Genomic DNA, 18522 nt, shown 5'->3' with positions numbered 1-18522 from the left:
TAGATTACACAGACAACCGAGCTCCATCTGTGACATAAATCACGCAACAGCTAACACCGCCAGCGCGGCCGTCAGACGCATTAGCGGATCATCCCATTCGCGCGGCTTGCGCTGGCGGAACAGCCGCATGGTCGGATACCACGGGCTGTCCTCGCGATCGCGCAGCCAGCGCCAGTCGAGCGCGTATGGCGTGAGCATCCAGACCGGGCGGCCGAGCGCGCCGGCCAGATGCGCAACCGAGGTGTCGACGGCGATGACGAGATCGAGCGCTGCCACGGCCGCCGCCGTGTCGGCAAAATCCCCGAGCGCAGGCGCGAGATCGATCACGTCGTCGCCGAGCGCCGCCAGCACCGCACCGTCTTCCGCGCGCGGCTCCTTTTGCAGGCTGTAGAGCTGCAAGCCCGGCATCACGAGCCGCGGCAACACCGCCGCGGCCGACAGCGAGCGCTGCCCGTCGCCCTTGTGCCTGGGATTGCCGGCCCAGACCACGCCGACCTTCAGTCGCCTCTCGCGACCAAGGACGGCTCGCCAGCGCGAAAGCTTCCCGGGGTCGGAGTGCAGATACGGAACGTCCGCGGGCAGATTGTCGAGCGTGGTGCCGAACAGGCGCGGCAGGCTCATCAGCGGCAATTGCAGATCGAATGGCGGCAGCGCCTCGCCGCGTGGAATCACGGTGACATCAGGCAATTGCCGCAGCAGCGAGGCGAGTGCGGGCTGCACCTGCAGGATGATCTTGCCGCCCTTCCCCGTCACCATCGACAGATAGCGCACGAAATGCACGGCATCGCCGAGGCCGTATTCGGCGAATACCAGCAAGGTACGGCCTGCGAGCGGCTCGCCCCGCCATTCCGGCTCGCTGAAAGTCGGATCGCCCTCCGACAGCGTCTTGCATTTGCGGCGCCACCGATAGGCCTCGAACCCCTCGGCGAAATGGCCGTTCATCAGCAGGAAATGCGCGTGGTTGTATTGCGCGAGCGGCTGCTCCGGATCGAGCGCGACCGCGCGGGTCGACGCCGTGAGCGCCTCGTCGATCTCGCCGGCGTTGCGCAGCGCGACCGCGAGGTTGGCGTGGCCCTTGGCATAGGACGGATCGGCCGCAACCGCGCAACGATGCGCGGCGACCGCATCGGTGACGCGCTGCTGCTTCTCGAAGATGATGCCGAGATTGGTATGGGCCGGCGCGTGATCGGACTTGAGCAGCAGCGCGTGCTCGCAGGCCGCAACGGCGTCGTCGAGCGCGCCGAGATCGGAGAGGCAGGCCCCGAGATTGGTGGCGATGATGTGATCAGCGGGATCGCGCGCGAATGCTTGCCGGTAGATCTCGGCGGCCTCCTGCAAATGGCCGGCTTCATGCAGGACAAGGCCAAGCAGGCGCAGCGCCGCGACATCGTCGGGCGCGAGCGCGATGGCACGGCGATACTGGACGATGGCCTCTTCGAGCAATCCTTGTCGATAGAGCGCCGCGCCGAGATTACAGATCAAGCCGACATCGTTGGGATCAAGCTGGAGCGCGCGGCGATAGGCGGCCACGGCATCGCCCGACCTGTTCTGGTCCGCAAGGACGTTGCCGAGATTGAGCCAGACGCCGCGAAAAGCAGGCTCGCGCGCGATCACGGCGCGATAGGCCTCCTCCGCCTCGATCAGCCGTCCCTGCTCGGCGAGCGCGACGGCGAGGTTGAAGCACGCGCGCGTCAGATGCGCATCGAGCGCGATCGCGCGGCGATAGGCGGTCTCGGCCTCGCCGAAGCGCGACAGTTCGCCCAATGCCACGCCGAGCTTGTTGTGGAGACCGGCATCGTCCGGCTTCCGGCGCAGCGCGCGCTGGAACGCGGCCACGGCGCCGGCGTGCTCGCCTTTCACCGCGAGCGCATCGCCGAGCGTGGCCAGCGCCGGCGCATGGTCGGGATCGATGTTGAAGACCCGGTTGAGCAGCGCTGCGCCGTCGGCGGCGCGGTCGGTGACGAAGGCGGCAACGGCGGCCAGGTGCAGCGCCGGCACATGATCCGGCTCAACCTTGAGCACCTCCGCGCAAAGCACGTCCGCCTGATCCGGCCGTCCCGCCACAAAATGCTCTGCCGCCTCCAGCACAATCCGATTCACAGCCACGTTGCCCACGATACCGCCCACCCCTTCGGCGTCAGAGATGCCAGTTAAACGGGCGAGATCGCGAAATCCGTCAGTCGGATTGCTTGGCGAGGACAGCCCTGATGCGCGCGGCATCGTCCGGCGTTGCCGGATTGTAGACGACCATGCCGAGATCGGGCCGGCCGTCGACGGCGAAGGCCGAATATTCGAACGAGATCGGGCCGAGCACGGGATGGCGCAGATGCTTGACGCCCTCGCCATAGCTGCGGACGTCGTTGTCGCGCCACAGCCTCGCGAAGTCGGGGCTGAGACCGCACATTTCGTCGACGAAGTCGGCGACATGCGAGACCGCGCCGGCGCGGGCCGCGTCCGCCCGGAACGCTGCGACCACGAAACGGGCCACGCTCTCCCAGTCGTACTGCGCGGCGCGCACGCGAGGCACGGAGAAGATCAGCCGCAGGATGTTGCGTTGCTCCGGCGGAAGCTTGGCGTAATCGGTTAGCACCAATGTTGCCGCGCGATTCCAGGCAACGACATCCCAGATCAAGGTCCTGATAATCGCCGGGCTGGTCTCGAGCCCATCGAGCACCCGTTGAAGCCGCGGCGACACGCCTTCGGATGCCTGGTAGCGGACCTCGGGCGGGCGGCCGAGCCCGATCAGGAACAGATGCTCGCGCTCGACGTCGGTGAGCATCAGGGCACGGGCGATCCGGTCGAGCACATCGGCCGACGGCGCGCCGCCGCGGCCCTGCTCCAGCCAGGTGTACCAGGTCGGGCTGATATTGGCCCGCTGCGCCACCTCCTCGCGCCGCAGCCCCGGCGTGCGCCTGCGGCCGCCGCCAAACCCGAAGGCGGCCGCGTCGAGCCGGGTGCGACGGTCCTTCAAATAGGTCCCGAGCAGGTTCTCGCTGGAGGTCTCGCTCATCCTGTTAGCTATTATACCCTGATAATGTCCCTACTTTACCCGGATAATCCTAGCGCAGATGCTGCCTCCTACCAACCTTTTTGCCGATCTTTGGAGAACTGCTCATGCGTGTATTCGTCACTGGCGCCACCGGCTTCGTCGGCTCCGCCGTCGTTGCCGACCTGATCGCCGCCGGCCATAGCGTCACCGGCCTTGCCCGCTCCGATGCGGGTGCCGCATCGCTCGCCGCGATGGGAGCAAAGGTCCACCGCGGCTCGCTGGAGGACCATGTCTCCCTGCGCAGCGGCGCGGCCGCGTCAGACGGCGTGCTGCACCTCGGCTTCAACCACGACTTCTCGAAATTTTTGGACAATTGCGAGCTCGACCGCCGCGCCATCCTCGCGCTCGGCGAGGAGCTCAAGGGCTCTGACCGTCCGCTCATCGTCACTTCCGGCGTGGCGCTGCTGGCGCCCGGACGGCTTGCGACCGAGGACGATGAGACGGCACACCGCTTTCCACGCGTGTCGGAATCAACGGCGCTGTCGCTGGCCGGCGTCCGCACCGCCGTGGTCCGGCTGCCGCCGACCACCCATGGCGAAGGCGACCACGGTTTCGTGCCGATCCTGATCAACCTCGCACGCCAGAAAGGCCTGGCGGCCTATATCGGCGACGGGATGAATCGCTGGCCGGCCGGCCATCGCTTCGACGCCGCGCGCGTCTATCGGCTTGCACTCGAGCAAGGCGCAACCGCACCACGCTATCACGCGATCGCCGAGGAAGGCATCCCGTTCAAGGCAATTGCGGAGGTGATCGGCAAAAGGCTCGGCGTGCCCGCGGTCTCGAAATCGCAGGACGAAGCGGCCGAGCATTTCGGATGGTTCGCGCAATTCGCCGGCGTCGACGTGCCGACATCGAGCGCGAAGACCCGCGCGTTGCTCGGCTGGGCGCCAAAAGAAATCGGGCTGATCGAGGATCTCGACCAGCCCTATTACTTCAAGGTCTGACGGCGGGGTGCGCCGTCGCTGAGCTACTTGCAGATCAGTCGGTCGTGACCGCGGTTTCCATGTCCGTCGGATCGATCTGCTGGTTCAGCCGCGCGTTGAGCTTGTCGCGATCGAGCTCGCCCTCCCACCAGGCGACGATCACGCAGGCGACGCCGTTGCCGCAGAGATTGGTCAGCGCGCGGCACTCGCTCATGAACTTGTCGATGCCGAGCACGATCGCCATGCCCGGCACGAGCCGCGGATCGACCACCGCGAGCGTCGCCGCGAGCGTAATGAAGCCCGCACCGGTGATGCCGGAGGCGCCCTTCGAGGTCAGCATCGCCACCACCAGGATGGTGAGCTGCTGGCCGAAGGTGAGATCGAAGCCGAGCGCCTGCGCGATGAACAGGGTCGCCAGCGTCATGTAGATGTTGGTGCCGTCGAGATTGAACGAATAACCGGTGGGCACCACCAGGCCGACCACCGACTTCGAGCAGCCGAGCCGTTCCAGCTTCTCCATCAAGGACGGCAGCGCGCTTTCCGACGAAGAAGTGCCAAGCACGATCAGCAGCTCGTCCTTGATGTAGGCCAGGAACTTGAAGATCGAAAACCCTGCAAAGCGCGCGATGGTGCCGAGCACCACGATCACGAACAGTGCCGCGGTCAAATAGAACGTCGCGATCAGGCCCATCAGATTGAGGATCGCACCGGTGCCGAACTTGCCGATGGTGTAGGCCATCGCGCCGAACGCACCGAGCGGCGCGGCACGCATCACGATGGAGATGACGCCGAATACGGCATGCGCTGCGTCGTCGATGAAGCTGCGGATGGTGTGGCCGCGCTCGCCGAGCCCCATGATGGCGAAGCCGAACAGCACCGAGAACAGCAGCACCTGGAGGATCTCGCCTTGCGCGAAGGCGCCGACCACGGTGTCGGGAATGATGTGCAGGATGAAGTCGACCGACCTCTGGCCCTCGGCCTGCTTGGCGTAATTGGCGACGGCTTGCGCGTTGGCCGCCGCGTTGCCGAAGCCTGCGCCCGGCTTCACGATGTTGCCGATGATGAGGCCGATGACGAGCGCGAAGGTGGAGACGATCTCGAAATAGACCAGCGCCTTGACGCCGATGCGTCCGACCTTCTTGGCATCCTGGATGTGGGCGATGCCGGAGACCACGGTGCAGAAGATGATCGGGGCGATCACCATCTTGATCAGCTTGATGAAGCCGTCGCCGAGCGCCTTGATCCAGTCGTTGGTGGCAATCGTCGGCCAGAGCCAGCCGACGATTGCGCCGAGCACGATCGCGATCAGCACCTGGACATAGAGAATTTTATACCACGGCTTGGCCGCGCTCGGTGCGGCCGGCGCGCCGGCCATCGTTGTCGTTGTCATTGTTCGCTCCCCCCTCAAAATTGAGAGCCAGCCAAGATCAACTTGGCCGGCTCTGTCAATTGGAACCATTCCGTATGGTGAGTTCTAGACGCGGCGGTCGACGATCCGGCGTATCGCCGGCATCAGCGCGGCACCCAGCGCGTTCTTGACCACCGAGGCCGCAATGAACGGCGCGACGCCGACCGCCCAGGCCTTGGTTGCACCAAGGCCGATGCCGTAGGCCAGCCAGCCGAAACCGGCGATGAAAATGACGACATGGCCGACCGCCATTGCCGCAAACAGCAGCACGACGTTGCGATCCCAGCCCCGTTCGGCGAACCAGCCGATGACGAAGGCAGCCAGCACGAAGCCGTAGAGATAACCGGCAGTCGGGCCGAGCAGCGGTGCAATTCCACCGACCGGACCTGCGAACACCGGCAGCCCCATCGCGCCTTCGGCGAGGTAAGCGATCATGGTTGCGCTGCCAAGGCGCCAGCCATAGGCCGAGCCAATCATCAGCACGACCAGGGTCTGCAACGTCATCGGCACATAAGGCAGCGGCAGGTTCACCTTGGCCGACAACGCCATCAGTGCGGAGCCGAGCGCGACCAAGACGACGGCGCGCAAGGCGCCGACGGTCTCACCCGGTCGGGTCGGCCACATCACTGCGGCAAGAGGAGAATGCGACGTGGCGGCGGACTGTACGGTTCGGTCAGACAAGATGCACTCCGGAAGGCTGTTTGAAACTGGCGGCTATTTAAGCCAGTGAGCGATCCGGTCAACTGCCTCCCGCATCTCCGCGGCCGAGCGCGCATAGGAGAATCGGATGAACGAGCGGCCATGGATCGGATCGAAATCGACGCCGGGCGTTGCCGCAACCTGGGCCTTCTCCAGCATCTGCTTGGCGAAATCGAAACTGTCGGAGGTGAAATCCGAGACGTCGGCATAAAGGTAGAACGCGCCGTCCGCAGGCAGGAATTTGCTGAGGCCCGCCTTGGGCAATCCCTCGATCAGGATGCGCCGGTTTTCCTGATAGCCGTGCTTGATCTCCTCCATCTCGGCCGCGCCGTCGAAGGCGGCCTCTGCCGCAATCTGCGACAGCGACGGCACCGAGATCGAGAGGTTCTGCTGCAGCCGTTCGATCGGGCGCACCAGGATCTCGGGCACGACCATCCAGCCGACGCGCCAGCCCGTCATGCAAAAATACTTCGAGAACGAGTTGATCACGAGTGCGTGCGGCGACAGCTCTGCCGCCGTCACCGCCGGAAAGGCATAGTCGAGCCCGTGATAGATCTCGTCGGAGATGAAGCGGATGCCGGCATCCTCGGACGCCGCGATCAGGCTGGCGAGCGCCTCCCGGGACATCATCGTTCCCGTCGGATTGGCGGGGCTGCCGACCAGCACGCCCTTCAGCGGCGCCTTGCGATGAGCGGCGAGCAGTGCCTCGCCGGTCAGCGCGTGACGCGTCTCATTGGTGGTCTCGATCAGCACCGGCTCACAGCCGAGCGCAGTGAGGATGTGCCGGTACGGCGGATAGCCGGGCACTGTCACCGCGACGCGATCGCCGGGCTCGAACATCGACAGGAAGGCCAGGATGAACCCGCCGGAGGAGCCCGTGGTCACCACGATTCGCTCCGGGCTGATGTTGCAGCCATAGGCATCGCGGTAATGCCGCGAGATACGCTCGCGCAACGAGGGGATGCCGAGTGCTGACGTATAGTCGATCCGCCCCGCCTCAAGTGCGGCCTGTGCGGCCGCGATCGCGGTCTTCGGCGCGCCGGCCGCGGGCTGGCCGACCTCCATGTGAATGACATGGCCGCCAGCCGCCTCGATCCTGGCCGCCGCGGCCATCACGTCCATCACCATGAACGGGGGAACATCACTGCGGCGGGAGGGCTCGAGCCACTGCGCCACCCGGTTCCTCAATGTCGCATCGTGCATCGATTTCTGCTATTTCGCTGGCGGAACGGTCCGTTCGGTCCGGAAAACAGGGCGCTTGCGCCCCAGACTAGCCGCATTATACGGCTCATAAGGGCATATCGCGTATCCGGTCCGCCGCCAATCGCCAAAACCAATCACAAAAACCGCATTCCAGGTCCCTTGCCAAGTCCGCTTGCAAAGCCCGTTTGACCCAGACCGTTTGATGTTGCTCCAGATCGCATTGCGCAAGAAGGCCTCCGCCCTCACCGCCCTCGTCACGGCGGCTGCGATCGCGCTGCTGCCGGTCCCGGCGACGCAGGCGCAGGAAGGCCGCGGACCGCCGGTCCTGCGCGACACCGAAACCGAGCAGCTGTTGCGCGAATATACGCGCCCGATCCTGCGGGTTGCCGGTCTGGAGAAGCAGAACATCCAGATGGTGATCATCAACGACAACTCGTTCAACGCGTTCGTCGCCGATGGTCGCCGCATCTTCGTCAATTTCGGCGCGATCCTGCAGTCGGAGACGCCGAACCAGTTGATCGGCGTGCTCGCGCACGAGACCGGGCATCTGGCCGGCGGCCATCTATCGAAGCTGCGCGAGCAGCTCGCCAATGCCCAGACCCAGATGATCATCGCCATGCTGCTCGGCGCGGGCGCGCTGGTCGCGGGCGCCAGCCGCGGCTCGGGCAGCTCCGGCAATAACGGGCTCGCCAATGCCGGCGCGGCTGCGATCGCCGGACCGCAGGAGATGATCCGCCGCTCGCTGCTGTCCTACCAGCGCCAGCAGGAAGAGAACGCCGACCGCGCCGGCGTGAAATTCCTGACCGCGACCCAGCAGTCGCCGAAGGGCATGTACGAGACCTTCAAGCGCTTCACCAGCGAAAGCCTGTTCGCGGCACGCGGCGCCGATCCCTATCTGCAGTCGCACCCGATGCCCGCCGAGCGCGTCGCGGCGCTCCAGGAATTCGCGAGCACCAGCCCTTATTGGGACAAGAAGGACGATCCGGCGCTCCAGCTCCGCCATGACATGGTGCGCGCCAAAATCTCCGCCTTCATGGAGCGGCCGGAACTGGTGTACCGCCGCTATCCCCTGACCAATGACAGCATGCCGGCGCGCTATGCCCGCGCCATCAGCACCTATCTGCACGGCGATTTGCGCAGCGCGCTGACCCAGATCGACGCGCTGATCGCGGTGCAGCCGAACAACCCGTACTTCTACGAGGTCCGCGGCCAGGCCCTGCTGGAAAGCGGCAAGCCGGCCGACGCGATCGCCCCCCTGCGCAAGGCTGTCGCACTCTCGAACAATGCGCCCCTCATCGAGATGTTACTTGGGCAGGCTCTGGTTGGAACCGATAATAAGGCCTACACGGACGACGCCGTTCGGATTCTCCGTGCCGCAGTGGCGCGGGAGCCCGAGGCCCCTCTCGGCTACATGCAGCTCGCGATGGCCTATGGCCGGAAGGGAGACTATGCCGAGGCTGATCTCGCCTCCGCCCAGGCCGCCTACCTGCGCGGCGACAACAAGACCGCTCGCGAGCTCGCCACGCGTGCGAAAACCCGTTTCGCCGTCGGCACGCCCGGATGGGTCAAGGCCGACGACATCGTGGCGTCGAAACCGCCGCGCAACTAGCCTGATCACGACATCCGCCACCTTGACGTCACGACACTCCGATTAAGTCCGCCGGGACGTTTATTCGAAACCTGCTCTGGATAAGAGGATTTGCCAATGCCTTCGTTGCGCCTGCTTGCTTCCGCGCTGTTTGCGCTCGCCATCTTCGGCGCAACGGGACCGGCTTCGGCCGAAAGCTTCTCGGATTCCCAGCGCACCGACATCGAGGCGATCATCAAGAGCTACCTCGTCAGCCATCCCGAGGTGCTCGAGGAGGCCATGACCGAGCTCAGCAAGCGCCAGGCTGATGCCGAAACGAAGAAGCACGAAGCCAGCATCGCGCAGAACTCGAATGCGATCTTCAATTCGCCGCGCCAGGTCGTGCTCGGCAACAAGGACGGCGACGTCACCTTCGTCGAGTTCTTCGATTACAATTGCGGCTACTGCAAGCGCGCGATGAGCGACATGCTCGACCTGATGAAGGCCGATCCCAAGCTGAAGGTGGTGCTGAAGGAGTTTCCGGTGCTGAGCCAGGGCTCGGTCGAAGCCGCGCAGGTTGCGGTCGCCGTGCGCATGCAGGATCCCTCCGGCAAGAAATATCTCGACTTCCACCAGAAACTGCTCGGCGGCCGCGGCGCCGCCGACAAAGCGCGCGCGCTCCAGGCGGCCAAGGAAGCCGGCCTCGACACCGCGAAGATCGAGAAGGACATCGCGAGCCCCGAGGTGCGCGCCACCATCGAGGAGAACTTCAAGCTCGCCGAAGCGATGGGCATGAACGGCACGCCGAGCTACGTGATCGGCAAGCAGATCGTGGTCGGCGCCGTCGGCCTCGACGGCCTCAAGGAAAAGATCGGCGTCGCCCGCTGCGGCAAGGCGACCTGCTGACAAGGCGACTTGCTGGTCAAGCGTGTCTGGCCAAGCGTCTTACAACTTCACGCATGTAACCAGGCCGGCTGAAAAGCCGGCCTTTTTCGTTGGCCAAAGCCCTACACAAATCCTGGCGTGGATCCGGCACGGACGTTCATCCCGTGTTTAGGAAACAAATGCCGCGGAACAGCAGATGTTCCGGAACAACTCAAATCTCCTTTCGTTGGTGGCGCGGGCAATGACGCAAGGAAACACGTGAGGAGAATACGATGTTGAACCGCTTTATGATCTCGGTTGCCGCACTCGCGCTCATCGCAGGCACCGGTCTGGCGAACGCACAGGGCACGATGAAGAACGACAGCGGCGGCGCCGGCGCACAGCCGATGCAGCACTCGCAGTCTTCGGGCGGCGCAGCCGAACATGGCGCGACTGGCAAGGAATCCGCGAGTCCGCAGAAGGGCACCGTGGGTCAGGCCGGCGGCTCCATGAAGCCGGGCGAAGAGAAGTCCTCTGGCGCGATGGAGAAATCCGGCGGAGCGGAGAAGTCCGGCGGGATGGAAAAGTCCGGCGCGATGAACAAGAACGCGGCTGACGAGAAGGCCGGCGCGGCGAAGGGTGAGCACGCCCAGAGTGCGCAGGACAAGGGCGCCCAGGACAAGTCGAAGAGCATGAGCACGGATTCGACGACCAAGTCCGGCGGCAAGGACATGAAGGCCGAGGACAACAAATCCGGCGGCGCCGCCAAGAGCAATAATGCCGAGAACCGTCCGGCTGCGACCGACAGCAAGTCGCAGACCACGACCGGCAATGCCGCGACCTCGGCGACCGCTGCTCCGCCGCCGGAGAAGCGGACCCAGATCGTGTCGGCGATCAAGTCCGAGAAGATCGAGGAAACGACCAACGTCAACTTCAACGTTTCGGTTGGCGCGGCCGTCCCGGCAAATGTCCGTTTCCATCCGCTCCCGGCACGGATTGTCGAAATCTACCCGGAATGGCGCGGCTATGACGTGATCTTCGTGCACGGCCAGTACATCATCGTCCGTCCCCAGACGCGCGAGATTGTCTACATCATCGAAGGCTAAGTCGCTTCGCTGATGCCCGAATGAGCCCTTGCCGAGCGATCGGCTGGGGCTTTTGGCCTATTGGGCGGCCTCCCCGCCGGTCCGGGCCGGCAGCCACGCTTCGGACTGGTTAACAAGCAATTTCCGTGGTTTCCGCACAGGTTTTTGCACACCGGATGAGGTGCCTGAAGCGGTCCCGGAGGCCCTTCAAGGCTTCCCCTGGCTCATTTTGTTACCTATAACCCCCGCCACGCCAAAACACGCGCCGGGACAGGAATGGCCGAACCAGCAACCGACACGATCCTCGTTCTCAACGGGCCGAACCTCAACATGCTGGGGACGCGTGAGCCTGAGAAGTATGGTCATGCGACGCTGGCCGACGTCGAGGCGCTGTGCCGGGAGACTGCGGCGACGTTCGGCCTCAAGGCCGACTGCCGGCAGTCCAATCGCGAAGGCGAGCTGATCGACTTCATCCACGAGGCGCATGCCCGCGGGATGAAGGGCATCATCATCAACGCCGGCGGCTATTCGCACACCTCGATCGCGCTGCACGACGCGCTGCTTGCGGTGCAGATTCCGACAGTCGAAGTGCACGTGACCAACATCCACGCCCGCGAGAGCTTCCGTCACCACTCCTACACCGCGCGCGCAGCCTTCGCCTCGCTCTGCGGCTTCGGCATCGAGGGCTACCGCCTCGCCATCCAGGGCCTTGCCGCCAAGGTCGGCATCAAGCCCAAAGCCTGACGCTCCCTCATCACTCAGAACATTCGGATCAAACGACATGGCGCGCCAGCCAGACGACAAAGCAGCCGCAAAGTTTTCCAGCGAGGATTCCGCACTCGTCCGCGAGCTCGCTCTGCTGCTCGATGAGACCAGCCTCACCGAGATCGAGATCGAGCGCGCGGGCCTGCGCCTGCGCGTCGCCCGCAACATCAGCGTCGCCGCGACCATGCCCGTTCCGGTGGCGCATACGGCCCCCCTGCCGGTTGCGGCTGCCGCACCCGCGGCCGCTGCGGCCGACATGTCGAAGCATCCGGGCGCCGTGTCCTCGCCGATGGTCGGCACCGCCTATTGGGCGCCCGAGCCCGGCGCCAAGCCGTTCGTCGAGGTCGGCTCGAAAGTCTCGGTCGGCCAGACCCTGCTGATCATCGAAGCGATGAAGACCATGAACCAGATCCCCTCGACGCGCGCCGGTACGGTGACCCAGATCCTCGTCGAGGACGGCCAGCCGGTCGAGTTCGGCGAACCGCTGGTGATCATTGAATGAGCGAGTGGCGAATGGCGAATAGCGAATGGTCGCCGCATCGCCATTCGCTATTCGCTACTCCCTATTCGCCAGTTGAGGCACCATGTTCGACAAGATCCTCATAGCCAATCGCGGCGAGATCGCCCTTCGCATCCTGCGGGCCTGCAAGGAACTCGGGATTGCGACCGTCGCCGTGCACTCCACCGCCGACGCCGACGCCATGCATGTGCGCCTGTCGGACGAAAGCGTCTGCATCGGGCCGCCGCCGTCGAAGGACAGCTACCTCAACGTGCCAGCGCTGCTCGCGGCCTGCGAGATCACCGGCGCCGACGCCGTGCATCCCGGCTACGGCTTCCTCTCGGAGAATGCGCGCTTCGCCGAGATCCTCGGCGAGCACAATCTGCAATTCATCGGCCCCAAGGCCGAGCACATCCGCCTGATGGGCGACAAGATCGAGGCCAAGAAAACCGCCAAGAAGCTCGGCATCCCCGTGGTGCCCGGCTCCGACGGTGCGGTTGGTCCCAACGACGATGCGATAGCGATTGCCAGGAAGATCGGTTTTCCCGTGCTGGTGAAGGCGGCTGCCGGCGGCGGTGGCCGCGGCATGAAGGTCGCGCAGACCGAGGCGGATCTCCAGGTGGCGCTGTCGACGGCGGCCAATGAGGCCAAGTCCGCCTTCGGCGACGCCTCCGTCTATCTGGAGAAATATCTCCAGAAGCCGCGCCACATCGAGATCCAGATTCTCGGCGACGGCCGTGGCGGCGCGATCCATCTCGGCGAGCGCGACTGCTCGCTGCAGCGCCGCCACCAGAAGGTCTGGGAAGAAGGCCCCTCGCCCGTGCTGGCCGCGGCTGCGCGCGCCAAAATCGGCGAGACCTGCGCGAAGGCGATGCGCGAGATGAAATATCTCGGCGTCGGCACCATCGAGTTCCTGTTCGAGGACGGCGAGTTCTACTTCATCGAGATGAACACGCGCATCCAGGTCGAGCATCCCGTCACCGAGAGCATCACCGACATCGATCTCGTGCTGGAGCAGATCCGCATCGCCGCCGGCGGCGAGCTGCCGGCCAAGCAAAGCGAGATTCAGATCATCGGCCATGCGATCGAGTGCCGCATCAACGCCGAGAACCCGCAGACTTTCCGCCCCTCGCCGGGCCGCATCACGCAATATCATCCGCCTGGCGGGCTCGGCGTCCGCATCGATTCCGCGGTCTATCAGGGCTACACGATCCCGCCCTATTACGATTCCCTCGTCGGCAAGCTGATCGTTCACGGCAAGACCCGCGCCGAATGCCTGATGCGGCTGCGCCGGGCACTGGATGAGATGGTGGTGGAAGGCATCGAGACCACCCTGCCGCTGTTCCGTGACCTCGTGCGCCAGGACGACATCATCAACGGCGATTACCACATCCACTGGCTCGAGCAGTACCTCGCCGGCAAGCCGGAACCGGCCGCGCAGTAATCCGTCCGTGGAACCCTTTGGCCCCAATCGCATTATGGACGGTTGGGGGCAGTTCCAAGGGGGCGTTTTGAACTCCGCTACACCTAACAAGGCGAGACCGTCGTGACAGCTGGGGAACAGCGGCGGCGTGCATTCTGGCAGATCCTGCTGTTCGCTGCAGGACTTCTGGTGCTGACCGTGATCAGCGCCGGCTCCGTCTATCTCGTCAATCAGGCCCGAGACGACAGCAAATGGTTGGTTCATACCCTCGAGGCAGAGAACCAGATCAATGCTCTGCTGCTCGAAGTCCGGCGCGCGGAGAGCGCCCTGCGCGGCTATGTCCTGACGTTGGGACCGGAATTCCAGGACGACCACGAGAAGGCCGTCGCCGCAATCATTCCTGCGCTTGACCGGGTCACACGCCTCACGGGCGACAATCCCGCGCAGCGCGACAGCATCGAGAAACTGAGTGCGGCGATCGAGACCCGCCTCGGCCAATTCGCGCGCGAGATCAAACTGATCGGGCAGGGCCAGCAAGCCCAGGCCGCAGCGCTGGCTCGCGAGGCGGCCGCCGGCAACACCACCGCCACGATCGGCAGTGTCGCGGGCGCAATGATGGCCGAGGAGGAGCGACTGTACCGGCTCCGCTCGGCGAATGCCGACCGCAGCCAGACGCTCGCTGCCTCGATGACCGGCATCGGCTCGGGCCTCGTTGTGCTGCTGGCCCTGATCGCGGTCTGGCTGGTGCGGCGCTCTGCCCGCGCCCGCGACGACGCCGAGACACGCCTGCGCGATGCCAACCTCAATCTGGAGGCCACCGTCGACGAGCGCACGGCAGACCTGCGTGAAGCCAACGATGAGATCCAGCGCTTTGCCTATATCGTCAGCCACGACCTGCGGTCGCCGCTGGTCAACATCATGGGCTTCACCAGCGAGCTCGAGGAATTGGGCAAGGACATCTTTCGACGGATCGGAGCGCTTACGGGCGTGCCGGCAGGCGGGCCGTCTGTCGACGTTGCGGAGATCGCGCTCGACGGCCCCGACAAGCAGCTTTCTGCGGATTTTTCCGAAGCGCTCGGCTTCATCAAATCCTCGATCGCCCGGATGGACCGGCTGATCACGGCGATCCTCGACCTCACCCGCGAGGGCCGGCGCGAGTTCCAGCCTGAGAGGATCGATACGCGCGCGTTTATCGAGACCATCGTCTCGTCGCTGGCGCATCAGGCGGTCGAGGCGCAGGCCGAGTTCCACATCGAGCCGCTGCCGAATATCGTTAGCGACCGGCTTGCGCTGGAGCAGATCTTCTCCAATCTGATCGACAACGCGATCAAGTATCTGAAGAGCGGGGTGCCCGGCGAGATCAGAATTCGCGGGCGCACCAAGCTCGGCTACGCTATTTTCGAAATCAGCGATAACGGCCGCGGTATCGATCCGAAGGATCACCAGCGGATTTTCGACCTGTTCCGCCGGGCGGGAACCCAGGACAAGCCCGGCCAGGGCATCGGTCTCGCCCATGTGCGTGCACTTGTGCGCCGCCTCGGCGGCACGATGTCGGTATCGTCGGAACTGAATGCGGGCAGCACTTTCACAATCACGCTGCCCATCTCGTGGAAGGCCAGCAACCGGAACGCTGACAAATGACATTGCCCGTCACCATCATCATGATCGAGGACGACGAGGGTCACGCCCGGCTGATCGAGCGCAACATCCGCCGCTCCGGGGTCAACAACGAGATCGTGTCGTTCGCCAACGGCACTGCGGCGATGAAGCATCTGTTCGGCGCCGACGGCACCGGGCTGAACCAGAAGGGCAACGCGCTTCTGATCCTGCTCGACCTCAACCTGCCCGACATGAGCGGGATCGATATCCTGAAGCAGATCAAGGAAAACAAATATCTCAAGGCTTCGCCCGTGGTGGTGCTGACCACGACCGACGACAGCCAGGAGATCAAGCGCTGCTACGAGTTCGGCTGCAACGTCTACATCACAAAACCCGTCAATTACGAGAATTTCGCCAATGCCATTCGGCAGCTCGGCCTGTTCTTCTCGGTCATCCAGGTCCCGCCCGCCGCCTCATGACCCAGCGCATGCCAACCCTACTTTACATCGATGACGACGGCGCGCTGGCGCGCCTGGTCGATCGCGGCCTGACGCGCCGCGGCTACAAGGTCATCCACGCCGCGAGCGGCGAGGAAGGCCTCGAGCGCATCCGCCGTGCGGGAGCCCAGGAAAGCGTCGAGGACTGCATCGATGTCGTGGCGCTCGACCAGTACATGCCGGGTCTCGACGGGCTCGATACGCTCGAGCAGATCATGGCGATCCCGGACGCTCCGCCGGTGGTGTTCGTCACGGCCTCGCAGGATTCCAGCATCGCCGTCACCGCGCTGAAGGCGGGCGCGGCTGATTATCTGGTCAAAGACGTCAAAGGCGACTTCATCCCGCTGCTGCATGTCGCGGCCGATGGCGCCCTGCGCCAGGCCGAGTTGCAGCGCGCGCGCGAGGAAGCCGAGGCCGAGATCCACGCCTCGCGCGACCGCTACGCTGCACTTGCCGCCGAGCGCGAGCTGTTGCTGCGCGAGGTCAATCACCGCGTCGGCAATTCGCTCCAGATCATCGCCTCGCTGCTGCATCTGCAGGCGAGCTCAGCAGCACAGGAGGAGGTCAAGGCCGCGCTGACCAACGCGATGGGCCGCGTCGCCGCCGTCGCCCAGGTGCACCGCCGGCTCTACACCTCGCAGGATCTGAAGAGCGTCGTGCTCAATCAGTATCTGGATTCCCTGCTCGAGGATCTCCGCCGCTCCGCCGAAGGCGACCGGATGTCGCGTCTGACGCTGAAGGCCGAACCGATCGAGATCGACCCGGACCGCGCGGTCGCCGTCGGCATCATCGTCAACGAGCTGGTGATGAACGCGGTGAAATACGCCTATCCCGACGGCGCCGGCCCGATTCACGTCGAGCTGACTTCACAGGGCGACGATCTCCTGCTGTCGATCAGCGACGACGGCGTCGGCGACAACGTCAAGGCCGATCCGCGCTCCACCGGCATGGGCCAGCGCATTGTCGCGGCGATGGCGACCAAGCTCGATGCCACCGTCGAGCGCGATCCCGCACATTCCGGAACCCGCATCATCCTCAGGTTCCGCCGCACCCCCGCGGCACCCGGCAACGCGAACAGCGCTGCGACAGGTTGATCCTCGCATCCGGTATCGCCCCCATCGCACGCGCAGCGCGATCCTGCTATGATCAGGTGCTATGACTTCGCGCGACTCCGCCTCGTCTGAAATCACGCCGGCCGTGCTGCTGCGCGCCTATGCCTGCGGCATCTTTCCGATGGCCGAGAGCGCCGACGACCCGACCCTGTTCTGGGTCGAGCCGGAAATGCGCGGCGTGATCCCGCTCGGCGGCTTTCGCGTTGCCTCGCGCCTTGCGCGCACCGTGCGCTCGGATGCGTTTCGCGTCACCGTCAACACCGCGTTCAAGGCGACTATCGCCGGCTGCGCCGCGCCGCAAGCCGGACGCGAGGACACCTGGATCAACAAGCGCATCCGCGACCTCTACGGCGGCCTCCACGAGCTCGGCCATTGCCACAGCGTCGAGGCCTGGCAGGGCGACGACCTCGTCGGCGGCCTGTATGGCGTGAGCCTGGGGCGCGCCTTCTTCGGCGAGAGCATGTTTCACGCCGCGCGCGACGCCTCGAAGGTTGCGCTGGTGCATCTGGTCGCGCGGCTGATCCATGGCGGCTTCGAGCTGCTCGACACGCAATATGTCACCGAGCATCTCAAGAGCTTTGGCGCGGCCGAAATCTCGCGGCGGCGCTACACCGCGCTGCTCGACAAGGCGCTCGCCGGCGAGCCCGCTGATTTCCTGCGATTGTCCTCGGGGGATGCGATCCCGGGTGCGCGCGCGCTCGAGATCATCGCCTCGCGGCAATAAATCAGATTACCGGCCGAAGCCCGGAATACCGAACAGACCCGGCCGCTGTTCCGGCGGCGGAGGTGGTGGCGCCGGCTGCTGCTGCTGGATCGGCGGCAGAGGCTGCGGCGGACGCTGCTGCACGGCCTGCTTGGGCGCGGCCTTCTTCTGCGCCGGAGGCGGCGGTGGCGGCGCGGGCTTGGTCGCGGGATCGGGCGCGGCGGTCGCAATGGTCTGCTGCGGCTCTTTGCAGTCGGTGAGCCAGATGTCGTAGATCGGGTGCTCGACGCCGTGCAGGCCGGGGCTTGCGGCATACATCCAGCCGGAGAAGATCCGCTTCACCTCGCCCTGCAAGGTGATCTCGTCGACCTCGACGAAGGCGTCGGTGTTGGTCGCTTCCGTGGCGGGCCGCGTGTAGCAGGCGTCGGTCTTCACCCGCAGCGCGCCGAACTGCACGGTCTCGCCGATATCCTCGTCGAAATTGATGATGCGCCCGGTGATCTTGTCGAGGCCGGAGAAGGTCGCCTTCTTGTTCACGATCTTCTGGGCCGGCGGCTCGGTGACGACCTCGTCGCCCGGCTGGAGGGTCGCAGGCGCCTGCGGCACGGCGCCCTGCTGGGTTCCGCCCTTCTGCGGCGGCTGACGCTGGCCGGGAGTTCCGCCCGGCTGAGCAGGCGCGCCCGGCGGCGCCACGGCGACGGGGGGCGGCTGGTTCGGCGGCGCGATGGTGGTGCCCGGCGGCGGCGCCAGCGGCTGGCTCTCGACCGGGCCGGGCATGGCATTGCCCTGTCGGCTCGACGGCGGCATCGGGCGCGACGGCAGCACGCGACCCTGCGGCGGCAGCTCGGGCACCTCTTCGTCGTCCTCGGGGGTCGGCTGCGGTTGCGGCTGCCCGCCACGGGGAATGCTCCCCGGCGGCCGCAACGGCGGCGGATCGGAGAAGATCGTGCCGATCTGCGCCTGCGCGGGCGTCGCCACCGTCAAAGCGGTAGCGGCCAAAAGCGCCGCAAGACCTGTCAGGGTAAGGGTTCGAAACATAATCTCGCGCGGCTTCAACAGCGAATCGGGCTTGCTGGACATTCTACAGGGGATACCGCCGCTCGCAGGCCATCCGGTTAACACGCCG

Annotated in this window: 17 protein-coding genes; 11 read left to right on the top strand and 6 right to left on the bottom strand. The window is 65.3% G+C overall.

The genetic code is table 11. The features are described from left to right. Positions 1-39: 39 nt before the first annotated feature. Together ABID59_RS05585 and ABID59_RS05580 are read right to left on the bottom strand one after the other, a co-directional pair. Positions 40-2115, bottom strand: coding sequence for a tetratricopeptide repeat protein (locus ABID59_RS05585; RefSeq protein ID WP_354082704.1), 2076 nt, complete (start codon positions 2113-2115; stop codon positions 40-42). Between the two features lie 61 nt (positions 2116-2176). Further along, positions 2177-3010 carry a helix-turn-helix transcriptional regulator gene (locus ABID59_RS05580; RefSeq protein WP_354082703.1) on the bottom strand — a complete coding sequence of 278 codons (834 nt, stop codon included), beginning with the start codon at positions 3008-3010 and terminating at the stop codon, positions 2177-2179. Positions 3011-3114: 104 nt separating this feature from the next. Here ABID59_RS05580 and ABID59_RS05575 point away from each other — a divergent pair, with 104 nt between their 5' ends. Further along, positions 3115-3993, top strand: a complete 879-nt coding sequence (locus ABID59_RS05575; RefSeq protein ID WP_354082702.1) for an SDR family oxidoreductase — start codon at positions 3115-3117, stop codon at positions 3991-3993. A 34-nt stretch (positions 3994-4027) separates the two neighbouring features. On the opposite strand, the gene ABID59_RS05570 is transcribed toward ABID59_RS05575, so the two are convergent. The 3 genes from ABID59_RS05570 to ABID59_RS05560 form a co-directional block, all read right to left on the bottom strand. Continuing rightward, positions 4028-5362, bottom strand: a complete 1335-nt coding sequence (locus ABID59_RS05570) for a dicarboxylate/amino acid:cation symporter (protein ID WP_148748762.1) — start codon at positions 5360-5362, stop codon at positions 4028-4030. An 84-nt stretch (positions 5363-5446) separates the two neighbouring features. Continuing rightward, the gene (locus ABID59_RS05565) at positions 5447-6004 is read right to left on the bottom strand and encodes a biotin transporter BioY (protein ID WP_354083109.1); all 558 of its coding nucleotides are present in this window, start codon (positions 6002-6004) and stop codon (positions 5447-5449) included. 90 nt (positions 6005-6094) lie between these two features. Beyond that, positions 6095-7282, bottom strand: coding sequence for a pyridoxal phosphate-dependent aminotransferase (locus tag ABID59_RS05560; protein ID WP_354082701.1), 1188 nt, complete (start codon positions 7280-7282; stop codon positions 6095-6097). 202 nt (positions 7283-7484) lie between these two features. Between ABID59_RS05560 and ABID59_RS05555 the strand changes: the two genes are divergently transcribed. From ABID59_RS05555 to aat, 10 genes are all read left to right on the top strand, one after another. After that, the gene (locus tag ABID59_RS05555; protein ID WP_354033464.1) at positions 7485-8891 is read left to right on the top strand and encodes a M48 family metalloprotease; all 1407 of its coding nucleotides are present in this window, start codon (positions 7485-7487) and stop codon (positions 8889-8891) included. Positions 8892-8987: 96 nt separating this feature from the next. Then, positions 8988-9755, top strand: a complete 768-nt coding sequence (locus tag ABID59_RS05550; protein ID WP_148748759.1) for a DsbA family protein — start codon at positions 8988-8990, stop codon at positions 9753-9755. A gap of 251 nt (positions 9756-10006) precedes the next feature. Further along, a complete protein-coding gene (locus ABID59_RS05545; RefSeq protein ID WP_148748758.1) occupies positions 10007-10819 on the top strand; it encodes a DUF1236 domain-containing protein in 813 nt (270 codons plus the stop codon). A gap of 255 nt (positions 10820-11074) precedes the next feature. Beyond that, complete coding sequence (gene aroQ / locus ABID59_RS05540) at positions 11075-11542, top strand: type II 3-dehydroquinate dehydratase (protein WP_148748757.1); 468 nt, start codon at positions 11075-11077, stop codon at positions 11540-11542. Positions 11543-11579: 37 nt separating this feature from the next. Further along, positions 11580-12065, top strand: a complete 486-nt coding sequence (gene accB, locus ABID59_RS05535; protein ID WP_148748756.1) for an acetyl-CoA carboxylase biotin carboxyl carrier protein — start codon at positions 11580-11582, stop codon at positions 12063-12065. An 82-nt stretch (positions 12066-12147) separates the two neighbouring features. After that, positions 12148-13506, top strand: coding sequence for an acetyl-CoA carboxylase biotin carboxylase subunit (gene accC, locus ABID59_RS05530; RefSeq protein ID WP_148748755.1), 1359 nt, complete (start codon positions 12148-12150; stop codon positions 13504-13506). Between the two features lie 102 nt (positions 13507-13608). Beyond that, positions 13609-15126, top strand: coding sequence for a sensor histidine kinase (locus ABID59_RS05525; protein WP_354082700.1), 1518 nt, complete (start codon positions 13609-13611; stop codon positions 15124-15126). Further along, the gene (locus tag ABID59_RS05520; protein ID WP_354082699.1) at positions 15123-15563 is read left to right on the top strand and encodes a response regulator; all 441 of its coding nucleotides are present in this window, start codon (positions 15123-15125) and stop codon (positions 15561-15563) included. Before ABID59_RS05525 ends, ABID59_RS05520 begins: the two co-directional genes overlap by 4 nt. Then, entirely contained in the window at positions 15560-16675 is a 1116-nt protein-coding gene (locus ABID59_RS05515; protein ID WP_354082698.1) for a sensor histidine kinase, read from the top strand. Before ABID59_RS05520 ends, ABID59_RS05515 begins: the two co-directional genes overlap by 4 nt. Positions 16676-16736: 61 nt before the next feature. Beyond that, on the top strand, positions 16737-17417 hold the full coding sequence (gene aat, locus ABID59_RS05510) for a leucyl/phenylalanyl-tRNA--protein transferase (protein ID WP_354082697.1): 681 nt from the start codon (positions 16737-16739) through the stop codon (positions 17415-17417). A gap of 6 nt (positions 17418-17423) precedes the next feature. On the opposite strand, the gene ABID59_RS05505 is transcribed toward aat, so the two are convergent. Continuing rightward, positions 17424-18476, bottom strand: coding sequence for a DUF2155 domain-containing protein (locus ABID59_RS05505; protein ID WP_354082696.1), 1053 nt, complete (start codon positions 18474-18476; stop codon positions 17424-17426). Positions 18477-18522: the final 46 nt, after the last annotated feature.

Source organism: Bradyrhizobium sp. S3.3.6 (assembly GCF_040546905.1).
Classification (GTDB): Bacteria; Pseudomonadota; Alphaproteobacteria; order Rhizobiales; family Xanthobacteraceae; genus Bradyrhizobium; species Bradyrhizobium cytisi.
Note: the sequence above shows the minus strand (reverse complement) of the source record. Positions and strands in the feature narration are given on the sequence as shown.

Bases quoted from the DNA above. Each gene is read 5' to 3' on its own strand.
- ABID59_RS05575 (WP_354082702.1), top strand. From the start codon at position 3,115: ATGCGTGTATTCGTCACTGGCGCCACCGGCTTCGTCGGCTCCGCCGTC.
- ABID59_RS05555 (WP_354033464.1), top strand. From the start codon at position 7,485: ATGTTGCTCCAGATCGCATTGCGCAAGAAGGCCTCCGCCCTCACCGCC.
- aat (WP_354082697.1), top strand. From the start codon at position 16,737: ATGACTTCGCGCGACTCCGCCTCGTCTGAAATCACGCCGGCCGTGCTG.
- ABID59_RS05550 (WP_148748759.1), top strand. From the start codon at position 8,988: ATGCCTTCGTTGCGCCTGCTTGCTTCCGCGCTGTTTGCGCTCGCCATC.
- ABID59_RS05520 (WP_354082699.1), top strand. From the start codon at position 15,123: ATGACATTGCCCGTCACCATCATCATGATCGAGGACGACGAGGGTCAC.
- aroQ (WP_148748757.1), top strand. From the start codon at position 11,075: ATGGCCGAACCAGCAACCGACACGATCCTCGTTCTCAACGGGCCGAAC.
- accB (WP_148748756.1), top strand. From the start codon at position 11,580: ATGGCGCGCCAGCCAGACGACAAAGCAGCCGCAAAGTTTTCCAGCGAG.
- ABID59_RS05565 (WP_354083109.1), bottom strand. From the start codon at position 6,004: ATGTGGCCGACCCGACCGGGTGAGACCGTCGGCGCCTTGCGCGCCGTC.
- ABID59_RS05515 (WP_354082698.1), top strand. From the start codon at position 15,560: ATGACCCAGCGCATGCCAACCCTACTTTACATCGATGACGACGGCGCG.
- ABID59_RS05570 (WP_148748762.1), bottom strand. From the start codon at position 5,362: ATGACAACGACAACGATGGCCGGCGCGCCGGCCGCACCGAGCGCGGCC.
- ABID59_RS05545 (WP_148748758.1), top strand. From the start codon at position 10,007: ATGTTGAACCGCTTTATGATCTCGGTTGCCGCACTCGCGCTCATCGCA.
- ABID59_RS05560 (WP_354082701.1), bottom strand. From the start codon at position 7,282: ATGCACGATGCGACATTGAGGAACCGGGTGGCGCAGTGGCTCGAGCCC.
- ABID59_RS05580 (WP_354082703.1), bottom strand. From the start codon at position 3,010: ATGAGCGAGACCTCCAGCGAGAACCTGCTCGGGACCTATTTGAAGGAC.
- ABID59_RS05505 (WP_354082696.1), bottom strand. From the start codon at position 18,476: ATGTCCAGCAAGCCCGATTCGCTGTTGAAGCCGCGCGAGATTATGTTT.
- accC (WP_148748755.1), top strand. From the start codon at position 12,148: ATGTTCGACAAGATCCTCATAGCCAATCGCGGCGAGATCGCCCTTCGC.